Origin of the sequence: Amycolatopsis sp. NPDC047767 (genome assembly GCF_040704195.1) — a bacterium.
Classification (GTDB): Bacteria; Actinomycetota; Actinomycetes; order Mycobacteriales; family Pseudonocardiaceae; genus Amycolatopsis.
In genome coordinates this window covers 346,206-370,267 of record NZ_JBEYSJ010000007.1, presented here as the reverse complement: position 1 = coordinate 370,267, position 24,062 = coordinate 346,206, and the positions used below count along the sequence as shown (strand labels likewise).

The 24,062-nt window shown below is 70.3% G+C and carries 6 protein-coding genes; 2 read left to right on the top strand and 4 right to left on the bottom strand.

The genetic code is table 11. The features are described 5' to 3' along the window. Positions 1-177 precede the first annotated feature (177 nt). Positions 178-489, top strand: coding sequence for a leucine-rich repeat domain-containing protein (locus AB0878_RS16415; RefSeq protein ID WP_366580533.1), 312 nt, complete (start codon positions 178-180; stop codon positions 487-489). Between the two features lie 55 nt (positions 490-544). Here the strand turns inward: AB0878_RS16415 and AB0878_RS16410 are convergent, their stop codons facing one another. The 4 genes from AB0878_RS16410 to AB0878_RS16395 all read right to left on the bottom strand — a co-directional run bounded on the left by AB0878_RS16410 (position 545) and on the right by AB0878_RS16395 (position 23,717). Then, positions 545-1,987 carry an amino acid permease gene (locus AB0878_RS16410; RefSeq protein WP_366580531.1) on the bottom strand — a complete coding sequence of 481 codons (1,443 nt, stop codon included), beginning with the start codon at positions 1,985-1,987 and terminating at the stop codon, positions 545-547. 218 nt (positions 1,988-2,205) lie between these two features. After that, the gene (locus AB0878_RS16405; RefSeq protein ID WP_366580529.1) at positions 2,206-3,108 is read right to left on the bottom strand and encodes an SDR family oxidoreductase; all 903 of its coding nucleotides are present in this window, start codon (positions 3,106-3,108) and stop codon (positions 2,206-2,208) included. 19 nt (positions 3,109-3,127) lie between these two features. Further along, entirely contained in the window at positions 3,128-3,646 is a 519-nt protein-coding gene (locus AB0878_RS16400; protein WP_366580527.1) for a type VII secretion system-associated protein, read from the bottom strand. After that, complete coding sequence (locus AB0878_RS16395; protein ID WP_366580525.1) at positions 3,636-23,717, bottom strand: hypothetical protein; 20,082 nt, start codon at positions 23,715-23,717, stop codon at positions 3,636-3,638. Before AB0878_RS16395 ends, AB0878_RS16400 begins: the two co-directional genes overlap by 11 nt. 16 nt (positions 23,718-23,733) lie before the next feature. On the opposite strand from AB0878_RS16395, the gene AB0878_RS16390 reads away from it, so the two are divergent. Beyond that, the coding region (locus AB0878_RS16390) for a hypothetical protein (protein WP_366580523.1) at positions 23,734-24,062 on the top strand (329 nt) is incomplete at its 3' end.

The following is a 24,062-nucleotide window of genomic DNA, read 5'->3' as shown; positions in this document are numbered from 1 at the left end:
CAAAGCCGCACACTTCCTCGCCTTCCTTCAACTCGCAGCCGCCGTGACCTGCTGGAAGAAACTCCGAAAACTAACCACATGAGACAAGCTCTAAGTGGGACACACCGATGGCCCAACACACTGCGGTCGTTGTCTTTGCAAGCTTGCCGACAGGTCAACCTGCGTGGACTAGCGGGCTTGCGCAACCTCGAACATCTGCACGTATCAGGCACGCCCGTCAGCTCATTGCAGTGGGCCACAGGGCTTTCCGCGCTCAGATCTCTCGACCTGCGCAATGCGGGCCCGCTGCCCCGACTGGACCCGCTGACGCCTTTGCGCTGGTTGCGTGACCTCGACGTTCGGGGAAGCGGTGACATCGATCTTGGCGAGCTGGCTCGGCACCGGCCCGACGTCGTGGTGCACGTCTACCGCGATCAGCACGTGACCGGGCCATGCCGGATTCCGGCGCCTCCGCGGATCGTGCGCCACGAACGGCCGGCGGCGAACTGAACCTGGGCCCCCGGCAGAGAAACCACGCCGGAGGCCCAGGAGATCGGGATCGACCCTACGTCAGCTCATCCTGCCGCTCCGCCGCGATCCGGCGGACGCGGCCGCGGACCCCGAGCCAGCCGGCGACCAGCACCAGCGCCAGCACGGGGATGCTGTAGATCAGGATCCGCCCGGTGGTGCCGCCCCACCAGCTCATCGTGAGGACCAGCAGGAGGAACGCCAGCGTCACGTAGTTCGTGTACGGCGCGCCCGGCAGGCGGTACGCCGGCCGGGACATCTCGCCGCGCGCGGCCTTGCGCGTCATCGCCAGGTGGCAGATCACGATCATCGACCACATGCCGATGATGCCCAGCGCCGAGAACTCCAGCGCGACCTCGAAGGCCTCGCCCGGCACCACGAGGTTGAGCACCACACCGAGCACGTACACCGCGGCGGTCAGCAGCACACCGCCGAAGGGGACGCCGCTCTTGCTCATCTTCGAGGTGAACTTCGGGGCCGAGCCGGCTATCGAGAGCGAGCGCAGGATGCGTCCGGTGGAGTAGAGGCCCGAGTTCACGCTGGACAGCGCCGCGGTGAGCACGATGACGTCCATGATGCCGCCGGCCGCGGGGATGCCGAGCTTCGAGAAGAACGTGACGAACGGGCTCTCCCCGCTCTTGTACGCCGTCCACGGCAGCACCATCACCAGCAGCAGCACCGAACCCACGTAGAAGATGCCGATGCGCCAGGCGACGGAGTTGACGGCCTTCGGGATGACCTTGCGCGGGTTGGCGGTCTCGCCCGCGGTCACCCCGACCATCTCGACGCCGGAGTACGCGAACACGACGCCCTGCAGGATCAGCAGCGCGGGCAGCACGCCGGTCGGGAACAGGCCGCCGTTGCTCGTGATCAGGCTCGGGCCGGTCACCACGCCGTCGACGGGTGTCCGGCTGATCAGCACGAAGATCGCCACGACCATGAACACCACGAGCGCCAGCACCTTGATGGCGGCGAACCAGAACTCGAGTTCGCCGAACAGCTTCACCGACACCATGTTCACCGCGAGGATCGCGAACAACGCGATGAGCGCGGGAATCCATTGCTGCAGGTCGGGCCAGAAGAACTGCGTGTACTTGGCCACCGCGGTCACATCGGCGACGCCCGCCGTGGCCCAGTTCAGGAAGTACATCCAGCCGGCGAAGAACGCGGCTTTCTCGCCGAGAAATTCTCGCGAATAGGACACAAAGGATCCGGAAGACGGCCGGTGCATCACCAGTTCGCCCATTGCGCGGACCACGAAGAACGCGATGATCCCGGCCACGGCGTAGACGACGGCCAGCGCCGGACCGGTGCTGTGCAGGCGCGAGCCGGCGCCCAGGAACAGGCCGGTCCCGATGGCGCCGCCGATGGCGATCATCTGGACCTGACGGTTCTTCAGTCCTTTGTGGTACCCGGTTTCCTCGTGCTTGAACGAGGTTTCCGGCGGCTCGGCGACCGCCGTCTGATCCGAGGGCGACATGTGATTCCCCTGTTCTGACAACAAAGTGCGTGTCGTGACGCAGGGGTCGGCCGACCACTGTGTCGTGCCAGATCATGATGTGGTCGGACCGCATCCGGCCGCAACGGGAGCGGCGATAACTTAGGGTTGATTTGAGCTGCGAACCTCAAGCCATTCTCAAATGTGCCCGATAGAACCGAAATTCACGGACTCCCGGGCCGGAAAACGCGAAACGCGTTTCAAGCCCAGCTGTCCGGCTGTGTGCCGTCGACGTCGGTGAAGCCGTACTCGCGGGCCAGCTCCGCCGAGCTCACCGACCGCTGGTTCCACCGTGCTCGCTCCGGGTCCTCGGCCAGCGCCGCCACCGCGCGGCCCACGTACCGGGGCGACTCGGACTGCGAGAAGGGCGGCGGGGCGGTCGGGAGGCCGCCCGGGCGGTCGGAATCCAGCGCGGTGCGCCAGTTTTCCTCGGTGACGCCGTAGTTGTCGAGCATCATCTCCGAACGCAGCCAGCCCGGCGTGATCGCGACGGCCGTGCCGCCGTGCGCCGCGAGCTCGTGGCCCTGCGAGAACGCCAGCCGGTTCACCGAGGCCTTCGCGAGGTCGTAGAACACGGAGATCCGGTACTGGGACGCGTTGTACGCCAGCGTGCCGTCGGTGATCTCGACGAGGAGACCGCCGGGCTGCGATACGAGCAGCGGCAGCAGGTAGTGCGAGGTCACGAGGTGCGTTTCCACACCGAGGCGCAGGATCCGCAGGCCGTCGTCGAGGTCGTGCTCCCAGATCGGTGTGTTCCAGTCGGCCGGGCCGCCCTTGAGCCGCTCGGCGCCCCAGATGTCGTTGACCAGCACGTCGAGCCGGCCGTGTTCGCGACGGACGCGTTCGCCCAGCACCCGCACCTGCTCGTGGTCGAGGTGGTCGACCTGCCTGGGCACGCCGGTGCCGCCGAGGCTGGTGACGAGCGCGGCCGTCTCCTCGATCGTCTCGGGGCGGTCGTAGTCGGAGTGACCGTCGCGTTCCCAGCTGCTGCGGCCGGTGCAGATCACCGTCGCGCCGGCCTCGCCGAGGGCCGCCGCGATGCCGCGCCCGGCGCCGCGGGTCGCGCCGGCCACCAGGGCTACCCGGTTCCGGAGATCAGCCATCACCTCGAGTGTGACACGGTCAACCCGCCAGCGCGTCCCGGACAGTGTCGGCCAGCAGGCGGGTGCACCCGGGCGCTCCGGGGTTGAGCAGCAGGTCAACGCCGCCTTCGAGCAACGCCGGCAGGTCGCGCGCCGCGACAGGCAGCCAGCCGGCGGCCCGGACGCGGGTGCGGTGCGCCGGGGCGGTGGTGGCGAGCACACACGGGATGTTGTCCGGCGACGGCGCCACCAGCGGCTCGTCGTCCACGTCGAGGGCGACCGACACCGTCGACTCGCGCAGGATCGCGGCGAGCCGGCCGGCGTCGGCGTCACCGCGGGCGACCAGGCGGAGCACGGCGTCGAGGGGGTCACTCGGCGAACCCGGACCAGACGGTTCGTAGGCGGGGTTCGCCTCGAAGCGGCCGACCGCGCCGTCCTCACCGGCCAGCCAGCCGCCTACGACGGCGGCCAGCGGCGGGGCCGCGACCTCGGCGCCGTCCTCGGTCGACGACGGCGTCCACGCCGGGTCGACGAGCAGCACCCACTGGTCATTCGCCATCGCCGGCGCCTCCTCCGCTCGCGTGCGGCTCGCCCACCGAGGCGAGGAACGCGTCCTCCGACTCGCTCACCTTGGCCAGCATCGCGTCCTGCTTCGCCGCCTGTTCCTTCATCCGCGCCGCGTACTGCCGGATGTGCTCGGCGGTACGCCAGCGGTTCAGCCACGCCAGGCTGCTCAGGTGCAGGCGCCGCATCACCCACAGCGTGTCGCGGGTCCGCTCCACGCGCTGCTCGAACGTACCCGGCCCGCCGCGCCAGCCCTCCAGCGCGCCGCGCACGGCCTCCTTCAGCACGTCCGGCGCGAGCTTCTCCGAGGCGAACGCGCGGATCGCCGTGGCGAGGTCGCGCGCGTAGGACTCGGCGTCCGCGTGGCCCAGGATCTTGCGGAACTGGCCCAGGAACAGGCCGTTGTCGAGCGCGGCGTCGAGGGCGCCGTGGCGGTCGAGGACCTCGACGGCGTCGGCGGCCCGGCCGACGTCCGTGCCGTGGGCGACCTCGTTGGCCAGGTCCAGCAAGGCCTCACGGCCGGTCTTGGCGAGCAGGGTGTCGGCGACGCCGTGCAGCTGCAGGAGCGTGTACTCCTCGGCCAGCCCGACGGCGACGGCGGTTTCGGCGGCGGACAGCGTGGCCGGTGCCGCGGTGGCGGGCAGCGAGATCGTGGCGAGCGCGTCGGTACCGGGACCGGGGGTGACGATCGAGGCCGCCGCGTGCGGCGTGACACCGGCCGGCGTCAGCTCCGTCAGCTTGGCCTGGACCTGCGCGACGAACTCGGCCCGCACGTCGTCGGGGCCACTGACCTGCACGTGAGGCGCGGGCAGTCCGTCCGCCGTGCGTTCCACTGTGGACTCCGCGATCCACTGCGCGACGGAGTCGTCGAGCGGCAACGGCACCGGCTCAACGCCGAAGTCGCTCGCAGGACCGGGTCCGGTGTTCAGGCGCACGGGCCGGGAAACCGCACCGTCGCGCCAGACGCCCTTGCCCGTCACCGTGAACCGCTCGCGCGCCGATTGCGGCAGCCGGACCTGCTGCCAGCGTCCGTCGACGAGCCGGTGGTCGATCAGGTGCTGCACGTCGGCGTTGTGCGAAGCCAGCTCCAGTGCCGCCGTCCACAGGAGATCGGGCTGCTCGTGGCGGGCCACGATGTCGGCGCTAGCCGTGAGGTCGAGCGCCGTCCCGCCCGAGCGCAACGCGCTGACGGCGCCGCTGAGCAGCGCCAGCGTGCCGGTGCGGTCGTCGAGACGCACCGGGCCGGCGGGAATCGACGGCCGGTACCACCAGCCGTGTTCGGCAGCCTGGCCCAGCTCGGCGATCGTGCGGCGATCGTCCTCGGTCAGCGCGTGGTCACCCGAAACCAGGTAGGAGACGGCCGGGAAGGTGTCCACGACGTTGTCCGGCGACGGCTTCGGGGTGGCGTGCACCGGAAGGTCCATTCCGGACGAACGCACGTGCTGCGTGAACTCGGCGGCCAGCGCGCCCGACGCGAGCACGAGCGTGGGCGGCCGGTCCGCCGCCTGCGTCAGCTCGGCGCTGCCGCCGGGCGCGGCGTCGATCTTCATGACCACACCGGGTTTCGCACCGCGGTAGCCAGCGAACGGCGCAGACTCCGAGGCGTACGGCTTCCCGTCGACACCGCTGAAAACGGCCGGCGCGTCCAGCGAGAACTCCACCGCGGCACCTTGCGTCGGCCGGAACGAGACGGTGACACCCGAACCGTCGGCGACGCGGATCTTCACCGGCACCCGCGCCAGCAGGTCGCGGTCGCCCAGCTCGCGGCCGAGGTGTCCAGCCAGCTCCCGCGCGGCCTCGCGGGCCCGCGCGCGATCACCACCGGTCACGTGGATCGCGGGCAGCTCACCCTCAACGGCCCGCAACGCCTGCGCCAGCTCGCGCGCGCCGGTCTCCAGTGGACTATCCACATCGGACACCAGCACCGCGTCGTCCGGGTTCCGCAGCGTGGCCCCGTGTTGCACCTCGCCCAGCGCGCGGTGCACCCGGCCCGGATCGATGTCCAGCAGAGCCCGTGCGGAAGCAGGCAACTGCACGTCGTGGTCGGTTGCGGTGTAGGTGTGCCCGTCGGTCACCGTGCGCACGAGCGGCGCCAGCTCCGGGTCCGCCGCGAGGAACGACAACGCGGCATCCCACACCAGGTCCGGGTCCGCGTGGCGGCGCACGGCCGGCTCGACCGCGGTCAGGTGCAGGTCGCCGGCGCGGTTGTACAGCCCGCGCACCAGGCTCTGCACCACGTGCTGGGTCAGCTCCAGCGTCTCGTCGCGCCCCGACACCGGTCGCGTCCCCGCGGCGGGCGGCTTGAGCCAGCTGCCGTCGCTGTTCATCCGGATGTCGGTCATCTCCGGCAGGTCGAACGCCGACGGCAGGCCGATGCGCCGCGCGGTGCCCGACAACGCCGAGGGCCCGGTGCGGACGATGATCGAGTTGCGGTGCACGCGGCCCTGCGGCATCTGGAAGAACACCGGCGGCAGGTCGTACGCCTCGGGCGGCATGAGGTTGCGCTGCGTCTTGCCGTAGTTCTCGCGCACGACGTCGAGGTGCACGCGCGCGAACGGGTGGCCCTTGCTCATCGCGAACGCCGAGTTGGCCACGTTCATGCCGATGCGGTGCGTCACGTAGCCCTCGCGCGAGGTCGCCGCGTGGAACAGGTCCTCGAGGCTTTCCACCACGTTGTCGCCGTCGGTGTAGAGGCCACCGAAGCGGTTCATCAGCTCCATGCGCAGGATGTCGCTGGCCGCCGCGTAACCCGGACCAGTCAGTTTGCCGGTCTCGGACTGGTAGAACTCGTTGAGCAGCATGGGGTTCTCGCTCGAGAACACCTCGTCGACGTTCACCAGCCGCACGTGGTGCTGCTGCGCCCAGTTCACGAAGTCACGCACGTCGGCGAGCGGGTCGGGGCCCTCGGCCGGCGGCTCCGTGGTCAGCGCGAGCTCGATCTGCGAACGCGGGACGTCCGTCCACAGCACCGGCACCACGCCGTCGTGCAGCCGGGAAGCCGCGCCGCCGAAGTTGTCGCGGAACGCGCTCATCGTGCCGGCGTCACGCAGTGGCCCGCCGAGCCAGATGGCATGCATGAGCAGCGGTGTCGAGGTGGTCTTTTCCAGCGGCTCGACGTCGCCGGGTGCCCAGGCGGACAGCCGGTCGTCGGCGCGCGTGTGCTCGACGGTCCAGTCCCGCAGGTCGGGCAGGTTCGCGGGGTCGGCCAAGTCGCGCAGCACCGGCACGCCCCGGGTGAGGTCGAGCGTGTCCAGCAGCGCGAGGCCCTGGCCCGCGGTGAGGTTCGAATAGTCGTGGCCACGCAGGAAGTCGGGCGGCTCCGGAGCGCGGTAGAAGCCGAACAGGTCGGGGCCGAGCAGCGGCGCGCCGGCGGGCGCCGGGCCGTGGTCGGCCGAGGTCGCGCGCAGGTCCTGCGTGAGCTCGGCGGCGGAGTCGTACGGCGGCAGCTCATCGGGCGCGGCCGTTGCCCGCAGGTACTCGTTGGCCACGGCGGCGAGCAGCTCGGGATCCTCGTGTCGGCCGAGCAGCGCCTGCACCTCGTCGTCGGGCGCGCGGTCGTAGACGGCGTTCACGACCTCGGCCGTCAGGTACAGCGTGCGGGCGCGGTCGGCGAGACGGATCGGGCCGGCCGTGGCGGGAACCCGGGCGTAGCGCCAGTTCTTGAGCAGCGCGTTCGTGAGCTCGTCGACCACGGCGTCGGCGTCGAGCGGACGGCCGAGAGTCTCCCAGTGACCGCCGCGGACCACCGCGGTGAACGCGTCGTCGCGGGCGCCGAAGAGCGGGGCCGACGGTTCGTCATCGGGGCTGTCGTCACGGTGGTTGGCCAGCACGGAGTCGGTGGCCGCGTGGACGATCGACGGCCCGCCACGCGTTTCGAGCGCCGCCTGGAAGTCGTGCGCGACCCCGCCGGGGCCCAGCCGCCGGGCCGCCGCGCACTGGAACAGCGTGACCGACTCCGGCTGCGCGTCGGCGAACTCGGGCGACGCGGTGACGATCCGCGCGAGCGTCTCGCCGTCGACGTAGACCTCGCGCCGCGTGCCGTCCGGGCCGGTCACGGCGACCTTCACCCGGGTTTCCTCGCCGTGGCCCGTGACGAGGAACGTGCGGCCCTCGGCCAGCTCGTCGGCCCACGGCGTGCGCACGGGAATGCCGCCGTCGCCGGGGCCTCGGCCGCGCAGGTCGTTGGCCGCGCCGGTGGCGAAGGCCCGCATCTCGTCCGGGTCGGCTTCGACCACGAGGTTCTCGCCCCGGGTCTGCTGCAGCCAGGTCTGCACCTTCGTGGCCTCGGCGGGGTCGAGGAACGTCAGCCCGCGCGCGGTGCCGGTGTGGTCGGTCAGCACGGTCGTGGTGACAGCACCGGGCGCGAAGTCGACGGTCACGCCGGGTTCGCCGACGACCTCGCCGGTCAGGCGCGTGTGGTCGGCGCGCACCAGGTGGCCGAACGCCAGGTCGCCGAAGCCGCGCTCGCCCAGCAGGCGCGTGACGTCGGCGTTGAACTGGTCCACGCGGTCCGCGGGCACGGTGACCGGCGGCAGTGGCTCGCCGTCGAGGTGGTGCTCGGCGAGCGTCTCGGCGTAGTGGGTGGCGTCGGGCCGCGTGTGCGTGGTCTCGCGCGCCGGGCCTTCGGTCCACGCGGGGTTCAGCCGCGCGGGCCGGGCCAGCTCGTCGGCGCTCCAGGTGCCCTTGCCGGTCACCGTGATCAGGCCCCGCGCCATCGGCGGCAGCGGCACGCGCGTCCACTCGCCGGTGTCCGGGTCGCGGCGGACGTCGACCACGGCGTGCACCGGTGTGTCACCCGAAGCCAGGTGGGTGAGCACGGCCGAGTAGACGACGTCGGGCCGTTCGTGGCGGGCCACGAGGTCGTGGACGTCGGTGAGCCGCAGCTCACCGGTGCGGGCAGCGGTGTCCGCCAGCTGTCGCTCCACAGTGGACGCCAGCGCCAGCGTGCCGTCGTGGTCGGCCGGCGAGATCGGCCCGGCCGGTGGTTCGGTGCGGGGGCTGGTGTCGAGCTCGCGGACGAGGTCGACGATCGCCTCGTCACCCGGGCGGCCGCCGAACGTGCGGAAGTGCCCGCCGTCCGTGACCGCCGTGAACGCGCCGGTGGAGCCGAGCGCCTTGCCGAGCGTCGCCGTGTCGCGGCCGAACAGCGTGGGTTTCGTGGGCGCGTGCACCGTTGCCGGCCCGCCGAGGTCGCTCAGCGCGCGCTGGAAGTCGCGGGCGACGCCGCCGGGTCCGTCGGTCTGGCCGGTGCTGCAGGCGATGAGCGTGACCGACGACTTCGGCCCGGCCTGCGCGAACGGCGCCGAGCTCGCGACGATCCGCGCGAACGTCTTGCCGTCCACCCGAACGGTCTGCCCGCCGAGCAGCGTCAGCTTCACCGACTGCGGCTTGCCGTGGGCGAAGACGAAGAACGTGTCGCCGGTGTCGCTGCCCCACGGCGCCGCGGACTTCGCCGCCCAGTCGCCGAAGCTCCGTCCGCCCAGGTCAGGCGTGGTGCCGTTGCGGCGTGCCTCGGCGACCACCGGGTCGAGCGTCTTGGACGTCACGCCCTCGTCGAGCGAGGAGACCTCACCGGAGTTGTCGGCGACCCAGTCGTGCTCGACCGCGGACGTCTGCTCGGCGGCCGGCAGGAACGACACGGCGACGACCTTGCCCGAGCGGTCCGTGACCTGGTGCAGCTGGACCTCGTCGACGTCGAAGTCGTTCGGCCGGTCCGCGTTGACGTCCCAGCCCGAGATCGTCGCGGGCTCGGTGTCGGGTGCGGTGTCCGGGGCCTCGACGACGTGCTCGGCCGAGCGCGGGTCGAAGCGGGACTCGACCTTCTTGGCCGGCCACACGTGCGTGGCGAGGCGCCAGTCGACCTCTTCCTTGGCCTGCCACCACTTCTTGCGCGCCTCGTCAGCCTTCTCACGCGCTTCGCGCACGTCGCGCAGGGCGTCTTCGCGGCGGGAGGTGAAGTCGGAATTGTCGTTGCGGTAAGCGTCGAGGACGTCGGCCAGCTGCTCCGCACGGTCCTGCGCGTCCTGGCGACGCTGCACGAGCGCGGGTTGCGCGGTGCGGATGTCGCGCACGCCCTGCTCGGCACGCGCGACCTGGTCCAGCAGCAGCTGCCGCTCGGGCGAGCCCTCGTCGGTGACCGCCGCCAGGGCCAGCGCCTGCTCGGAGACGTCCTGCAGCCGCGTGATCTCCGCATTGCCCTCGCGCAGCTCACGGCCGGCGTCCTTGGCGTCGTTCTCCGCGTCGGTCAGGGCCTGGCGCAGCTCACGCGCGGGGTCGGCGTCGGTCTCCACGGCCAGGCCGTTCGCGTCCTCGGCCAACGTCTTGACGCGGTCGCGCCCGTCGAGCCAGCGGTCGTCGGCCTCGTGCTGGGCCGTCTCCACGGCCTCCTCGGCCTTGCGCCAGCTCGCGGCCGCGTCCTTCACCGCGTCCTGCGCCTTGGTGATCGCGTCCGGCAGCGCCTCGCCGAGCAGCTTCTCGAGGTCCACATCGGACATTCGCACGAGCGCCGACGCCGGCACCTTCACCTCGACCGCCGCCGTGCGGCCGCGGCCGAGGTCGGCGACCACGCGGTACTCCACGTCGAACCCGACGAGCCCGCTGCGGCCCTTCGGCTTCGCGACGGTGGACCGCTGTCCACCCGCGACAGTCGCCGTCGGGTCGCTCATCGCGGCCGGGTTGCGGATGTCCGCGCCGCTCCACGAATGCGAGTTGTCCTTCGGGTCGGTGATGCCGCCGACGCCGGGCATGTACTGGTTCTCGCCGCTGAGCGCTTCCTTCGCCTCGCCCGTGAACGTGGCCGTGGTCTGGTCGGTGCGCTCCAGCTTCACGGTGTCGCTCAGGGCCGTGAGGTCCGGGTTGACCAGGCGCGAGTAGACCTTCACGCTGCCGTGGCCGTTCTTGATCAGCGACGCTTCGTGCAGGTCGGGCGAGGCGAGCGGGCCGTCGAGCATGGCCGGCAGGTGCCCCTGGAGGACCTCGTTGGTCAGCGACGTGACCAGCGTGTTGTTCGCGCCGGTGCCCGGGCCGGTGAGGCCGGTGCCGGCGCCCGCGAGCCGCAACGCACGCACAGCCCCGGCCTGCACGGCAGCCGACCCGCGTACGCCCTCGGTGTGCGCCGACGGCGGCAGCTTGCCCACGCCCTGCGCCTGCCATTCGGCGAGCTTCTCGGGCGTCGCGTCGGCGGCGGTGAGCTCGGTGGTTCGCGGCGCGTACGCCTTCGGGGCCTGGCCCTCGGTGCTGATCTGGTGGTCGTCGGCCGCCGAGCGCACGGTCACGTTCGCGTTCTGCTCGGTGACCGGGTACGTCTTGCCGCCGCGCTGCACCACGAGCTCGAACGTCAGCTGGTGGCGGTAACGCACGGCCGGGCCGCTCTGCGAAGCCTTGCTGCCCTTGGTCGTCGCGGTGGCCGACACCGTCTGGTCGGTCTTCGTCTTAGAACCGGAGACGCCGAGCGTGAGCCCTTCGTAGCCGCTCACGTCCGGCTTGGTGTCGCTGAACAGGCCGCGCCCGGCGCCGCGGAACTGGCCGCCGTAGGACGAGCCGTGCCCGGCGTTCTCCTTGTCCGTCTCGGCGGCGCTCACGACGTGGTCGATCTCGCCACCGTCGTGGACGACGTCGAGGAACTCGGTGTCGGTGATCGTCGCCTTGAGCAGCACCTGGTAGGTGTCGGTGGACAGGACTCCGGCGTCGTGCAGCAGCAGCGGCGCGCCACCGTCGAGCGCACTGTCCACAAGGGACGTGACGGCGTCGGGTGAGGCGAGGTCGAGCGTGCGCTGCAGGTTGGTCATCGAGTCGTCGAGCACCGACTTCGGCAGCAGCTTGTCGCCGGTGCGGCCGAGCGCGGTGCGGGCGTCGCGCACCAGCTGCGACAGGTCGGGCGCGTCCTCGATCACGGCGGCGCCCAGCGCGCTGGAGTCGCGGCCGACGAGCGCGGGCGGCGCCATCTTGCCCGGCGGCGCGGTGCGCGGCTCGACCTCCGGCAGCAGGCCCTGCTCGCGGGCCTGGTCCTCGGACATGCGCACGTACACCGCGCCGGGCAGCTTCACGTCGGCGCCGGCCCGCGAGGTCGAGCCGTTGACCAGGCTCTCCTGGCGGGTCTCGGCGACCAGCCGCACGTCGGCGTCGTACTGCACAAGCACGGTGCGGCCCTTGGCGTTGGCGCGGTTGAGGTGATCGACGCTCGCGCTGACCTCCGCGGAGCTGCCCGACGTGCGCGTCCACGGGCTCCACTTGGCCGACGCGTAGACCTGGCCCTGACCGTGGGCCGTGGCCATACTGCCGTCCGGCCGGATGGTGACACCGAGCTGCACGTTGCCCTCGAGCGCCTGCTTGTGCGTCTGCTCGAACGCGGCCTTCGCGCCACCGGCGAACGTGGTCTCGCTGCCGCCCGCGTCGGACGCCACGACGACCTTCGGGTTGCTGAGCGCCACGTTCATGCCGAGCCCGCCGACGCGGTCGGCCACGCGCCGTTCGTAGCGGAACCCGCCGGCCCGCGCACCCTGGCGCAGGAACTTCGGCAGCCCGCCGCGGAACGTCTCGGGCGAGAACATGCGGTCCACGCGCTTGCGGGCCTCGCCGCCGGACAGGCCGAGCACGCCGTCGCCGTCGGACGCGCGTTCCAGCTGCCGCAGGGCCTCGTCACGGAGGGCCTCGGTGTTGGTGAACGCCTCGACGTGCAGGAACTTCGGCTGGTCGGGCTTGGGACCGGCCAGCAGGTCGTCGATGGTCGGGGTGTCGTTCTTGTTGAGCACGGTGGTGCCGGGCTTGCCGGGCAGGAAGTCGCCGGGGTCCTTCTTCAGCGCGGAGCCGTCGTTGACCCACAGGTCGACCTTGCCGGAGATCTTCGGCAGCGCCGGGTCGCCGGTTTTGGCCACAGTGGACACCTTGGGCGTCACGCGGAACGGCGAGCCGGGCGTCAGGCGCTTCACCCACGGGCGGTTGCGGGTGTAGCTGGTGATCTCGACGTCGAACTCCACGTCGTGCTCGAACACCTGCGCGTCGGGGCTGCCGGAAAGGCTCGTGGTGGTCGTGACCGTGGGGCCGCCGGAGTTCTTCCAGGTGTACGCGTCGGAGTACTGGATCGGCACGACCGCGGGGCTGAGGCTGGAGGTCGCGATCGACGTGGGCTGCGGGATGACCATGCGGCCTTCCAGCCCGACCGACCAGCTCTTGTCCACGGTGGTCGCACTGCTCAGCGACGGCGCCGTGGCGACCGAGCCCTTGACCGAGCGTCCGGTGGCCTGCCCGAGGTGCCGGCCCGGCGACAGCTTGGCCTTCACCGTGACGCTGATGTACTCGTCGGTGAACAGGCCGCGCCGCTTGAGCTGCACGGACACACCCGGACCCAGCAGAGTGTCCATTTTGGCCTTGAGCGCGGCCGGCGAGAACGTGGCCGTGAGCTTGCGCAGGTTGGCGAAGCGCTCGGCGATGTCGCGGCTGGAGCTCTTGTCGTCGGCCTGGAACTTGTCCCAGCGCGGCAGGAACTTCTCCATCCCGGGCCGGTCGCGCAGCGCGCTTTCGATCTGCGGCTGCACCTTCGCGGCCGGGCTGAACGAGCCCGTGCGCACGTGGCCCGCGGCGGCGGCCGCGGCGAGGTAGGGCGGCTCGTACCGCTTGCCGACGTCGGTGAGCTTGTCGCGGGTGTCGCCCGGCACGGGCAGGCCCTGGGCCTTCGCCTCGGGCAGGCCCATGCGGACGTACGCGGTGGCCTCGACGGTCTCGACCTCGCCGGCCGAGGTGACGACGTCGACGTCCACCTTCACCTTGTAGATCCCGATGTCGCCCTTGGCCTCGACCGTGTTCTTCGCCGTGACGCCGGTGCCGCCCGTCGCCGTCTCGGTGACCTTCGAGGACACCGTCCCGCTGACGCCGACGAGCCCACTGACCGTGCCCGGCAGGTAGGAGCCACCGCCGACCGTCACGGCCAGGTCCATTCCGGACTTCGACGCCGCCGCCGTGGCCCCGCCGTTCACCGACGAGTCGTTGAACCGCAGCTCGCTGTCGCCCGGCACCACGCCGACGAGGTCGACGTCCTTCGGCCGCGCCTGCAGCTGCACGGCGTCGCGGTGGCTGCCGTGGGGGCTGAGCAAGTCGCTGGACACGACCGGGCCACCCTGCAGCGCGGTGCCCAGCACACCGCGGATGCCGCCGCCGCTGACGAACTCGCGCAACGCCTGCCGCCCCGGCGCGCCGAACTTGGTGACCGACGGGTGCAGCCGCTTGGCCACCTTGTCGAACAGCGCCTGCTCGTCGAGCAGCACGGCCTCGGGCGCGAGCAGCTCGATGTTCTCGGCCCAGTCCGGCTTCGGGTCGCCCTTGGCCTCGGCGTCCGGCTTGAGGTTGCCGAGGTCCTGCGACCAGAGCAGCGAGACCTTGCCGTCCACAGTGGAGCCGGTGAGCCCGCCGACCTGGTCGGTGACGGTGATCGAGTACTTCACGTTGACGTCGGCGCCGTCCACGTCGCCCGCCGAGCGCACCACCCGCTGCTCGGTACCGGTGACGGTGGACGTGTGCGTCTGCGCCGCCGTCGCGAGCTGAACCGTGGGCGCGACGGACACGTAGGCGCCGGGCGGGATCAGCGCGAAGTACGACGTGCCGACGGTCCGCGCGATCGTGTCGTTCTGGCCTTGGGCGTGCGTGGCCTGCGTCTGGTCGTTGACGTCGCTGATCGTGGCGTGCGGCTGCTTCGCGATCGCGTCGGCCGGCACCGCGTCCAGGTCGAGCTCGGCCCGCACGTGGACCTCGTACCACTTCTCGCCGACGCGCACCATGGACTTGCGCCCCGGCCCGAGGAACGACTCGAAGGCGGCGCTGTCGAGCGTGCCGGTGATGGCGTCGATGCCCACCGGATCCGGCGGGTTCCGGCGGGAGTCCAGCGAGGTGACCAGGCGCTTGATGGTGTCGCCGACCTGCTTCACGCCCTGCGGGTTCACCGGCACGAGCGAGCCGAGGGCCTGGCCCTTCTTGGCGTACTCGGGCAGCCGGTCGGTGAGCGAGCGGGTGTCGGGCGCCGGATCGTCGTCGGCGACGGTGACGACACGCTCCTGCTCCGCGGTCCCCTCCAAGCCCGGCTTCTCGCCGAACGTCTCGACGGTTTTCCTGGTACCGACATAGGTCTCGCGACCGTCCACTTCGGTCTTGACGACGTGGACCGGGCGACCGGTTTCAGGGCCGTGGCTCGTCCACGTACCGTCGGAGCCGAGCACGTGGACGCGAACGCCACCTGCCGTCGCGATCGCGTCGGGGTCGGTGAGAGCCGACGCGTTTTCGAGCGCGGTGGTGATCCGCGCGTGCTCGTCCGGCGCGTCCTGCGAGATGCTCTCGGCCACGGCGAGCCGGAAGTTCTCCGGGCCGTGCGCGCCACCGACGAGCACGCTCTCGAGCCCGTGGCTGTTCAGCTGGGTGTTCTGCGCCGGGGAAAGCGCCGATCGCGGAACGAGCGTTGCGTGATTCGCGGGCCCGGTGGTGGCGCCGGTCGGTCGGCTCGGGGCCGACGCGGGTGTGTGCCGGCTGCCGCGCGGGCGCGCGTTCGACGGCCGGTAGCCGTAGTAGCTCTCGAACTGCTTCGGCGCCGTGATGTGCGAGTCGGACGACCACTTCCGATTCTCGTTCGTGTACTTGTCCCGGTAGAGGTACTCGATCCGCCCGCCCGTCTCCGCGGCGAACGCCATCATCAGTGACTGGCACGACACGCACGGCTCCGACTCGCCGCTGATCCGCAGCGTGCGGCCGTTGCCCATCAGCGCGCGCACCGACGGATCCCGGATGATCTTCGCCTCGGTGTGGCTGATCTTGCGCCGCATGTGGTCGGGCAGGTGGTGCGAGGTCGGGTCCTCGCCGCTTCGCCACGTGGTGGCGGGTGTCAGGGCCTGACCGGAGTAGGAGTCGACCACCTGGGCCGTCGCGTGGTGGCGGCCCGCCTTGTTGCCACCGCCCCCGCCTTCGAAGTTCACGGGCAGCTGGACGTCGAACGGGTCGTCGTCGAGCGGCCGGATCCGCGTGTGCGGGCTCAGGCGCGCCGACGACGGCGCCGGGTTCATGATCCGCGCCTGGTTGTACAGGTCGCTGCTCGACGGCCCCTGGTACCGGATCGGGTTCAGGTCCGGCGAGGGCGGCAACGGCAGTGGCGGCTGCGGGTTCGGCGAGTACTTGGCGCTGTTGAGCGAGCTGTGGTCGGGCTTGTAGTAGTAGAACGGGTCCGACTGGCTGTGCCATGCGGGCGGCGGCGGGCCTTGCTGTGCCCACGCCGGAGGCGGCGGCCCCTGCTGCGCCCACGCGGGAGGCGGGCCGTAGGGATTCCCGTACGGGTCGGTGCCCCAGCCGTGCGCCGGCGCGGACGACGGCGTGTGCAGGCCCGGCCCTTTGCCGGATTCCGGAGTGCGAGTCGACGGCCCGGCGGTGTCACGGGCCGGCCCGTCCGAATCGTGGCCCTGGGCGGCCAGCCCGTGGTCGTGGATCAGGGCGCCCGTGGAGACGTCGTGGATCTTCGCCAGGTTGTCCGGGGTCAGCGACGAGTCCGACCAGGCGTTCTTGCCCATCACCCCGGGCTGGTTCTCGCGGTTGAACAGCAGGGCGCCGTCCTTATAACCCTCGCCCAGACCGAGGAAGTGCATGACCTCGTGGGTCAGGCCTCCGCGCGGGTCGCGCACGTCCCAGTTCAGCTGGTTCGTGGGCAGCCAGCCGTGGGAGTCCTTCGGGCCATCGTCCACAGTGGAATCGTGGACGTCGACCGGGACGCTGCGGGAAGGCTCCGCGGTCCAGCGGTCGTCGTCGGGATCCACGGACTCGTTCGCGTGCGCGTCGATCCGCACGTGGAGCTGGTCGCCGTTCGGCAGCGTGTAGCGCTGGTTGACCGTGCGGTCCAGGTGCTCCTGCAGGTCCTGCGCGAGGTTGTGGCGTGCGTCGACCGAGACAGAGCCTGAAGCGGAAGTGAGGTCCACGGGCACGGTGAACTCACGCACCCACTTGCCCGGCGACGTCTCGAACCGGCGCACGTCGTAGCGGATGTGTGTGACGGCGCCCTCGAGCTGGCCTCCGCGCAGGCCCTCGCGGTTGCCGTCGAATTGGTCCGCGATCGCCTTCTTCGGGTCGAACCGCTCCGACACGAACCGCGACGGCCGGGCCGTGTCTCGGCGCTCGCCCCAGGTCTGTGGCCCGGGCAGATCTGCGGGCCGGGTGGTCTGCGACGTCGTCGTCGAGTCGCGATCCGGCGCCGACGCGTGACCGCCGGGGTACTGGCCGGGCCGGTATCCGTAGTAGTCCTTGAACTGCGCGGGTGTGGAGATGTAGTCGGCCGAGCTCCAGCGCCGGTTCTCCCCGGTCACCTTGTCGCGGTAGACGTAGTCGATGCGGCCGCCGTTCTGCGCGGCGAAGTTCGTCATCAAGGTCCGGCACGAGGTGCACGGTTCCGATTCGCCGCTGATCACCAACGTCCGTCCGCGCCCGAACGTCGCGCGGACGTCGGGGTCGCGGATGATCTTCGCCTCGGTGTGGCTGATGTTGCGCCGCTCGGACTGCGACATCCCCAACGACGTCGGGTCGTCACCGCTGCGCCACATGGTCTGCGGCGTCACCGCCTGGCGGGTGGCGTCGTCGAACACCTGGGCCGTCGCGTGGTGGCGGCCCTTCTTGTTCAGGCTTCCGGAGGCTTCGAAGTTCGCCTGCGTCTGCACGTCGAACGGGTCGTAGTCGAGCGGGCGGACTCGCAGGTGCGGGCTCAGCCGCTGCGACCCCGGAGCGCCCGGCATCGCAATCGCCTTGTGGTACAGCTTGTTCTTGCCCGGGCCGAGGTACGGGATCGGGTTCGGGTCCACGACCGGCGGCAACGGCAGCGGCTGTGCGTTCGGCGAGTACTCGTCGTCCGATTCCGTGCTCTGGTGGGGCTTGTAGTGCTGGAACCGATTCTGCTGCCCGTGCCACGCCGGCGGCGCGGGCGTCTGCTGGCCCCACGAATGCGGCGGCGGCAGGTGGTTCTGCGTCAGCCACGCGGGCGGTTGCTGCTGCGGCTGCACCCACCCCGGTGGCTGCTGTTGCGGCGCGTACTGGCTGGGCGGCGGGCCGTAGGAGGTCTGAGGTGTGACGTACGGCGAGTGGTACCCGCCGTAGCCGGGGTCCCAGTTGTGTGTCGGAGCGGCTGCGGGGGTGTGGCGGTTGCGCTGCGCCGGTGTCGGGTCCGTCGGTGAGTGCGGTGCGGGGCCGACGTCGCTGACGCGCATGCTCTTCGCGGTGTTCAGCAGGTTCGTCAGGTGCTCCGTCGGGTGGCCGCCGAGCCGGGCGTTGTGGATCTGCTGCTCGAGGTGGCTCTCGATGGACAGCAGGTCGTGGGGCGTGACCGAGGTCCAGCCGTGCGCCTGGGGGTCGTTGCCCACGTGCAGCCCGTAGACGGTGAGCGCTGCGGCCTTGTCCTGTTCCAGCTGGCTGACCTGGTCCTGGAGGCGGCGCAGCCGGCGAGTCAGGAAGTCCTGCTTCGACTCGCGGATCTCCTGGTCGTGCACCATCGAGCCGGTCTTGAAGCTCTTGGGCAGGTAGTCCGAGATGCTCGTGAGCTCCTGCAGGTTGCGGGCCGCCTCGTGGATCATGGTCGACAGGTCGTCGCGGCGCTGGTCGAAGCCGCCGGTGAGCGCGATCCGGTCGAGGTCCAGCATCTTGTTCACGGCGGACAGGCGGTCGGGATCATCGCCGTGGATGATCTTCAGCGCCTCCAGCCCGGACTGGTCCATGCCGTAGAGCGAGGCCACGAACGCGTCGTGCTCCTGGCGCGGAGTCAGATTCGGCGCCGGGGTGGGAGTCGGCGACGTCTCGATGTCCGGCGAAGTCTCAGTGTCCGGCGAAAACTCGGTGTCCGGCGAGGTATCGGTGTCCGGTGTCGGGTCCGAGTCGTGGCCGGTGCGCGAAGGCCCGGGGTCGGGGCGCGGTCCGCCGTCGTGCGCCTGCTCGGCCGCCGCCCGCGCAGCCTTGCCGGCGGTGGTCTTGCCCTCCAGGCTCTGCATGTTCGTGAAGATCCGCGCGGCCCGGTGGAACCGGTCGCGGTAATCGGAGTGCGTGATCAGCCCGATCTTGCGCTGGACATCGGCCAGGTGCTGCTCGCCCTCGTGGATCTTGGTGTCGAGGTCGGCGCGGAACTCGGCGTTCCCGGTGGAGTCGAAGTAGCCGAGGAAGCTCCACACCCCTGTCGGCAGCGCGACGTCGGCCTGGACCTGGCGCATCTCCGAGAGCGATTCGTCGAGGCTGGTCATCATCTGCTCGAACTGGTCGACGCCCTTGGCCGCGACCAGGCCGGCCAGCCGGCGCACCTCCGGCTCGTTCTGCACGCGCTGTTGCAGCATCTTCAAGTGCGTGGTGTCGAACCCGGCCTTGTCCGCGGCGGCGATCCGCTGCTGCAGGTGGGTGTCAAGGCGGTTGAGCTGGTCGGTGGTCAGCTTGGCGAGGTTGTCGGCGTTCGGCCCGGCGACGTGGTTGTCGAGCAGGTGCATCGTGGCGAGGGCGTTCGCGTCCTTGGCGAGCGCCGTGATCCGCTCACCGAGGTCCTGCTGCACCGTCTCCAGGCTCTTGATGTGCTGCCGGCGTAGGTGTTCCCGCTGCTGCTGTTCCTTGTTCTGGAGGATCTTCGGCACGATGGTGCCCTCGGCGCGCGCCTGCTGCAGCCGGGTGCGGACGTCGTTGTACTTGTCGCGCAGCTCCTTCGCGAACGCCTCCGGCCCGCCCTCGTGCGCCACCGCCTGCTTGAGCCGCAGCGCCCGGTCCGCGATGCTCGCGAGCTCCTGGTCCTGCCGACTGGTGTTGAGGTCGACGACGACGTCGCGGACCTGGTCCACGTTCAGGTCGCTCAGCGAGGCCTCGAACCCGCTCACGAAGTCCTGGCGCGACGGACCGCCGAGTGCGCCGTACTGCCCGTTCTGCGTGCGGACCCGCACCTCGGGACGCCCCGCCGGCCCGTATTCCGATCGCCGGCCCGGCCCGCCGCGCTCCACGATCAGACGCACGTCGAGGGCTCGCGCGACGGTGTCCGGCAGCCGCTTCCCGACGTGGGAGTCCTGCCACGACGGCGTCTGCAGGCCCTTCGTCACCAGCTCGGCCGAGGTCGGGAGAGCACCCTTCCCCGTGACCTCGTCGACGATGTGGTCGAGGACCTGGCGGTCGCCGGTGTTCACAGTGGACGCATCGGTGTCGAGCGCCGCGCGGACGCTCTGCCAGTGCTGCGGTGACGGGCTCGCCAGCTGGTTCGCGAGCGCCTTGCGCCAGTTGCGGACGTGGCCGGCGTCGTCGTTGTCACCGCGCTCGGGTTCGAGTTCGGGGGCGACGTCCTTGAGCTGGCTCGGTGTGAGCTGCTTCGCCGCCCAGTCACCGAGGCCCTTGTCGGTGAGTGAGGTGAATTCGAAACCGCCGGGGTTCGCCTCGACTTCGGCGACCACCGCGTCAGTGGCGGTCTTCACCTCGGCCTTGGTGAGGAACGGTTTCGCGCTGTCGACGTCGACGCCCTGGAACCGTGAACTGCGCAGCGCCGCCTCGACGAGCCCGACCTCGCCCACGTTCGGCAGGTGGACTTCGGGGCCGCGGACGTTCTGGTCGGTGTTCGAGTTCGTGAACGTGCCGGGCATGGTGTTCGAGCCGGTGTCGGTGTTCCTGGCCGGCGCCTGGGCCGGGGTGTGGAGGTTGCGCGGCGGTGCCTGCGCGGTGCCCTGGACCGAGGTGCGGGTGTTCATCCGGCCGAGACCGTCGATGAGGGCGGTGCGGGTGCCCACCGTCATGGCCGCGAGCTTCTTGCCCTGCTCGGGGTTCGTCCGCATCCCCTTGACGAGGGCTTTCTGCTCGTCGCTCGAGAGGTTCGCGGCGACGTCGGACATGTTCTTCGGTTTCGCCGGCAATGGGCCCGCCGGGTCGAGGCCGTGGAACGCGGCCTTGGCGGCGATCTTCGCGAGGTTCGGGTCGAGATCGGTGTGGTTGCCGAGGTAGTGCCCGACCTGGTCGGCCCACGTCGTCTCGTTCGCGTGGCTCTGGGTCAGTTTGGTGACATTCGCCGGATTCGCGCCGACCTTGGCCGCGATCCGGGTGCCGTCGGTCTTGATCGCCAGGCTCGAATCGAACTTCGCCATGTCGCGAACGTGGCCGTCGTAGTCCCAGGCGGCCTTGCGTTGCTTGAGGACGGAGTCGACCAGGCCCTGCCCCTCCTTGGCGCCGTAGTCGAACCGGCCGGTGTTCGGGTTCTCGGTGCCGAACGTGGCATCGTTCTCCAGCTTGTCGCCGTTGACCCGGACGAACGTGTTGGGTTCGGGGAAGTAGACGCTGCGCGAGTCGACGTCGGCCAGCGCCTTCCGGATGTCGAGGTCGAGCTCGGCCGCGGACTTCGCGAGCGCGGTGTCGTTGTCGCGCACGCGGTAGCCGCCGCTGATCACTTCCGGCGGGCCTTCGGGGTTGTTCTTGACGGTCGTGTTCACCGCGTCGAAGAGCGGCCCGTTGTCGGTGTTCAGGGAGTCGACGTCGGCGTCGCCGGTGTGGAGGTAGACCTCGTTGTCGCCGCCCTTGCCGCGGATCTGCGTGATGAGGTCGGTGGTCACGGGGTTGCGGACGATCGTCTCGCGGATCCCGCCGTAGGGGATCGACTTCTGATCGATGACGTCAGTGGTCGGGTTCTTCCAGGTGAAACCGACCACTGCGACCGGGAAGCGATTGTCCCAGTTCTGCTGGAAGTCCTGGATCTTCTGCGTGATCGTCGCATCGTGGCCGGCGACGCCGTTGATGCCGATGACCAGGCCGAAGCGGCCCTCATGGGAGTTGCCGTCGAAGCCTTCGGAGTACTTCTTCGCGAGGGCGTTGAGGTCGTCGCCGGTGGTCGCCGCGACGGTCGCGACCACGCCCACGCTGTGCTGGTTACCGGCGTTGCGATTGCCGACCGTGCCGATGATGCCGGACTCGTGAACGGTCTTGAACTGGAAGTTCTTCTGCGCCTGCTTGAAATCGTCCTTACCGCCGGTGGTGGGCGGGACCTTGCCGGCGTTGTTCCCGGAACCCGGGCCGGGAGCCGGCGTGTTCTTCGGCTTCGGGGCCGCGGCCGGGGTGTGGCGGTTCTGGCTGACGGCGGTGTGCTGCCCGAAGTCCGACCGGCTGTCGTTCGGGGTCGGGCCGTGCTCGGCGCCGAGGTGGTGGTCGCGGATGTTCGCCTGGTTGGAGATCTCCTCGATCTTGGCCAGGTTGTCCTTCGTCAGCGTCGAATCGGTCCAGGCGTCGGGCCCCATCACGCCGGGCTGGTCTTGACGGTTGAAGAGGAGGTCGCTGTTCCGGTAGCCCTCCCCCAGGCCGAGGAAATGCATGACCTCGTGGGTCAGCCCCGTGTTCTCGTCGTGGACGTCCCAATTCGTCTGGTTGGTCGACGGCGGGTTCTTGTCCACAGTGGAATCGTGGACGTTGACGGGGACACCGCGTTTCGGATCCGCGGTCCAGCTGTCGTCGTTCGGGTCGACGTTGTCGTTCGCGTGCGCGTCGACCGTGACGTGGAACTGGTCGCCGTTCGGGAGGGTGTGCTGCTGGTTGACGGTCTCGTCGAGGTGGTTCTGCAGGTTCTGCGCGAGCTGGTTGCGGGTGTCGAGCGAGACGGAACCCGTCGAGGACGTGAGGTCCAGCGGTACGGTGAACTCGCGCACCCAGTTGCCCGGCGACGTCTCGAACCGCCGGACGTCATAGCGGATGTGCGTGACGGCGCCTTCGAGCTGGCCACCCTTGAGTCCTTCGCGGTCACCGTCGAACTGGTTCGCGATGGCCTTCTTGGGGTCGAACCGCTCCGACACCAATCGCGACGGCGGGGCGGTGTCGCGTCGACCACCCCATTCCTTCGGACCAGGAAGGTTCTTCGTGGACGTGTTGGCCTGGTGTTGCGTGTCGGTCGTCGTGCGGTTCGGCGGCGCCTCGGACGAGGTCTGACCGGGGTGCCCGCCGAGGTTCCGGATGAGGGCCTGGCGGGTGCCCAGGGTGAGGCCGAGCAGCTTCTTGCCGTCTTCGGCGTTCTGCTGCACGCCCTTCATGAACGCCTTGCGCTCCGCCGGCGGCAGGTTGGTTCCGAGGTCGCCGAACTTCGTGGGCGCCTTCGGCATGGGCCCGGGTGGGTTGATGCCGTCGAACGCCACCTTCGCGGCGGTCTTCGCGAGGTTCGGGTCGAGGCTGGTGTGGTTTTCCAGGTAGTGACCGACCTGGTCCGCCCACGTCGTCTCGTTGGCGTGGCTCTGCGTCAGCTTGGTGACGTTCGCCGGGTTCGTACCGACCTTTCCCGCGATGCGCGTGCCGTCGGTCTCGACGGCCAGGTCGGAGTCGAACTTCGCCATGTCGGTGAGGTGACCGTCGTAGTCCCAACCCGCTTTGCGCTGGGCCAGAACGGAATCGACCAGACCCTGGCCTTCCTTGGCCCCGTAGTCGAAGTTGCCCGTGTTCGGGTTCTTCGTGCCGAACGTCGCGTCGTTCTCCAGGCGGCCGCCGTTGAGCCGCACAAAGGTGTTCGGCTCCGGGAAGTAGACGCTGCGCGAGTCGACCTTCGCCATCGCGTTGCGGACGTCGAGATCGAGCCGCGCGGCATTGTTGGCATTGACGCCATCGCCGGGACGGACACCGTAGCCGCCGCTGATCACCTCCGGCGGGCCCTCGGGGTTGTTGCTGACGGTGGTGTTCACCGCATCGAACAGCGGACCGTTCTTGGTGTTCAGCGAGTTGACGTCGGCGTCGCCGATGTGCAGGTAAACCTCGTTGTCGCCGCCGTTTTCGCGGATCTGCTGGACCAGGCTCTCCGTGACGGGGTTGCGGACGATCGTTTCCCGGATCCCGCCGTAGGGGATCGACTTCTGATCGATGATGTCGGTCGTCGGGTTCTTCCACGTGAACCCGACCACCGCCACCGGGAAGCGATTGTCCCAGTTCTGCGTGAAATCCTGGATCTTCTGCGAGATCGCCGCATCGTTGTCAACGCCGTTCAGGCCGATGACCAACCCGAAACGGCCCTCGTGGGAATCCCCGTCGAAGCCGCCGGAGTACTTCTTCGCGAGATCGATGAGATCATCGCCGGTCGTCGCCGCGACGGTCGCGACCACGCCCACACTGTTCTGATTGCCGGCGTTGCGGTTGCCGACCGTGCCGATGATGCCGGTCTCATGGACAGTCTTGAATTGGAAGTTCTTCTGCGCCTGCTTGAAATCGTCCTTGCCGCCGGTGACGGGCGGGACCTTGCCGACGTTCGGGCCAGGGCCGGTGTTCGAGGTGGAGCTGGTGTTGGCACTGGTGCTCGCGAGGGCCGCCGGGGTGCCCCGCTTCGGCTTCGGCGCCTGCGCGGGAGTGTGGCGGCCGGCGGATTTCGGGGCGGGGGTATGGCTGGTCTTCGGGTTCGGGCTGGTGTTGGCGTTCTGGTTGGCGTTCGTGTTCTGGTTGGCGTTCGTGTT

What these genes read in the sequence shown, in the direction of transcription:
- AB0878_RS16410 (WP_366580531.1), bottom strand. Translation starts at nt 1,987, where the DNA reads ATGTCGCCCTCGGATCAGACGGCGGTCGCCGAGCCGCCGGAAACCTCG.
- AB0878_RS16400 (WP_366580527.1), bottom strand. Translation starts at nt 3,646, where the DNA reads ATGGCGAATGACCAGTGGGTGCTGCTCGTCGACCCGGCGTGGACGCCG.
- AB0878_RS16405 (WP_366580529.1), bottom strand. Translation starts at nt 3,108, where the DNA reads ATGGCTGATCTCCGGAACCGGGTAGCCCTGGTGGCCGGCGCGACCCGC.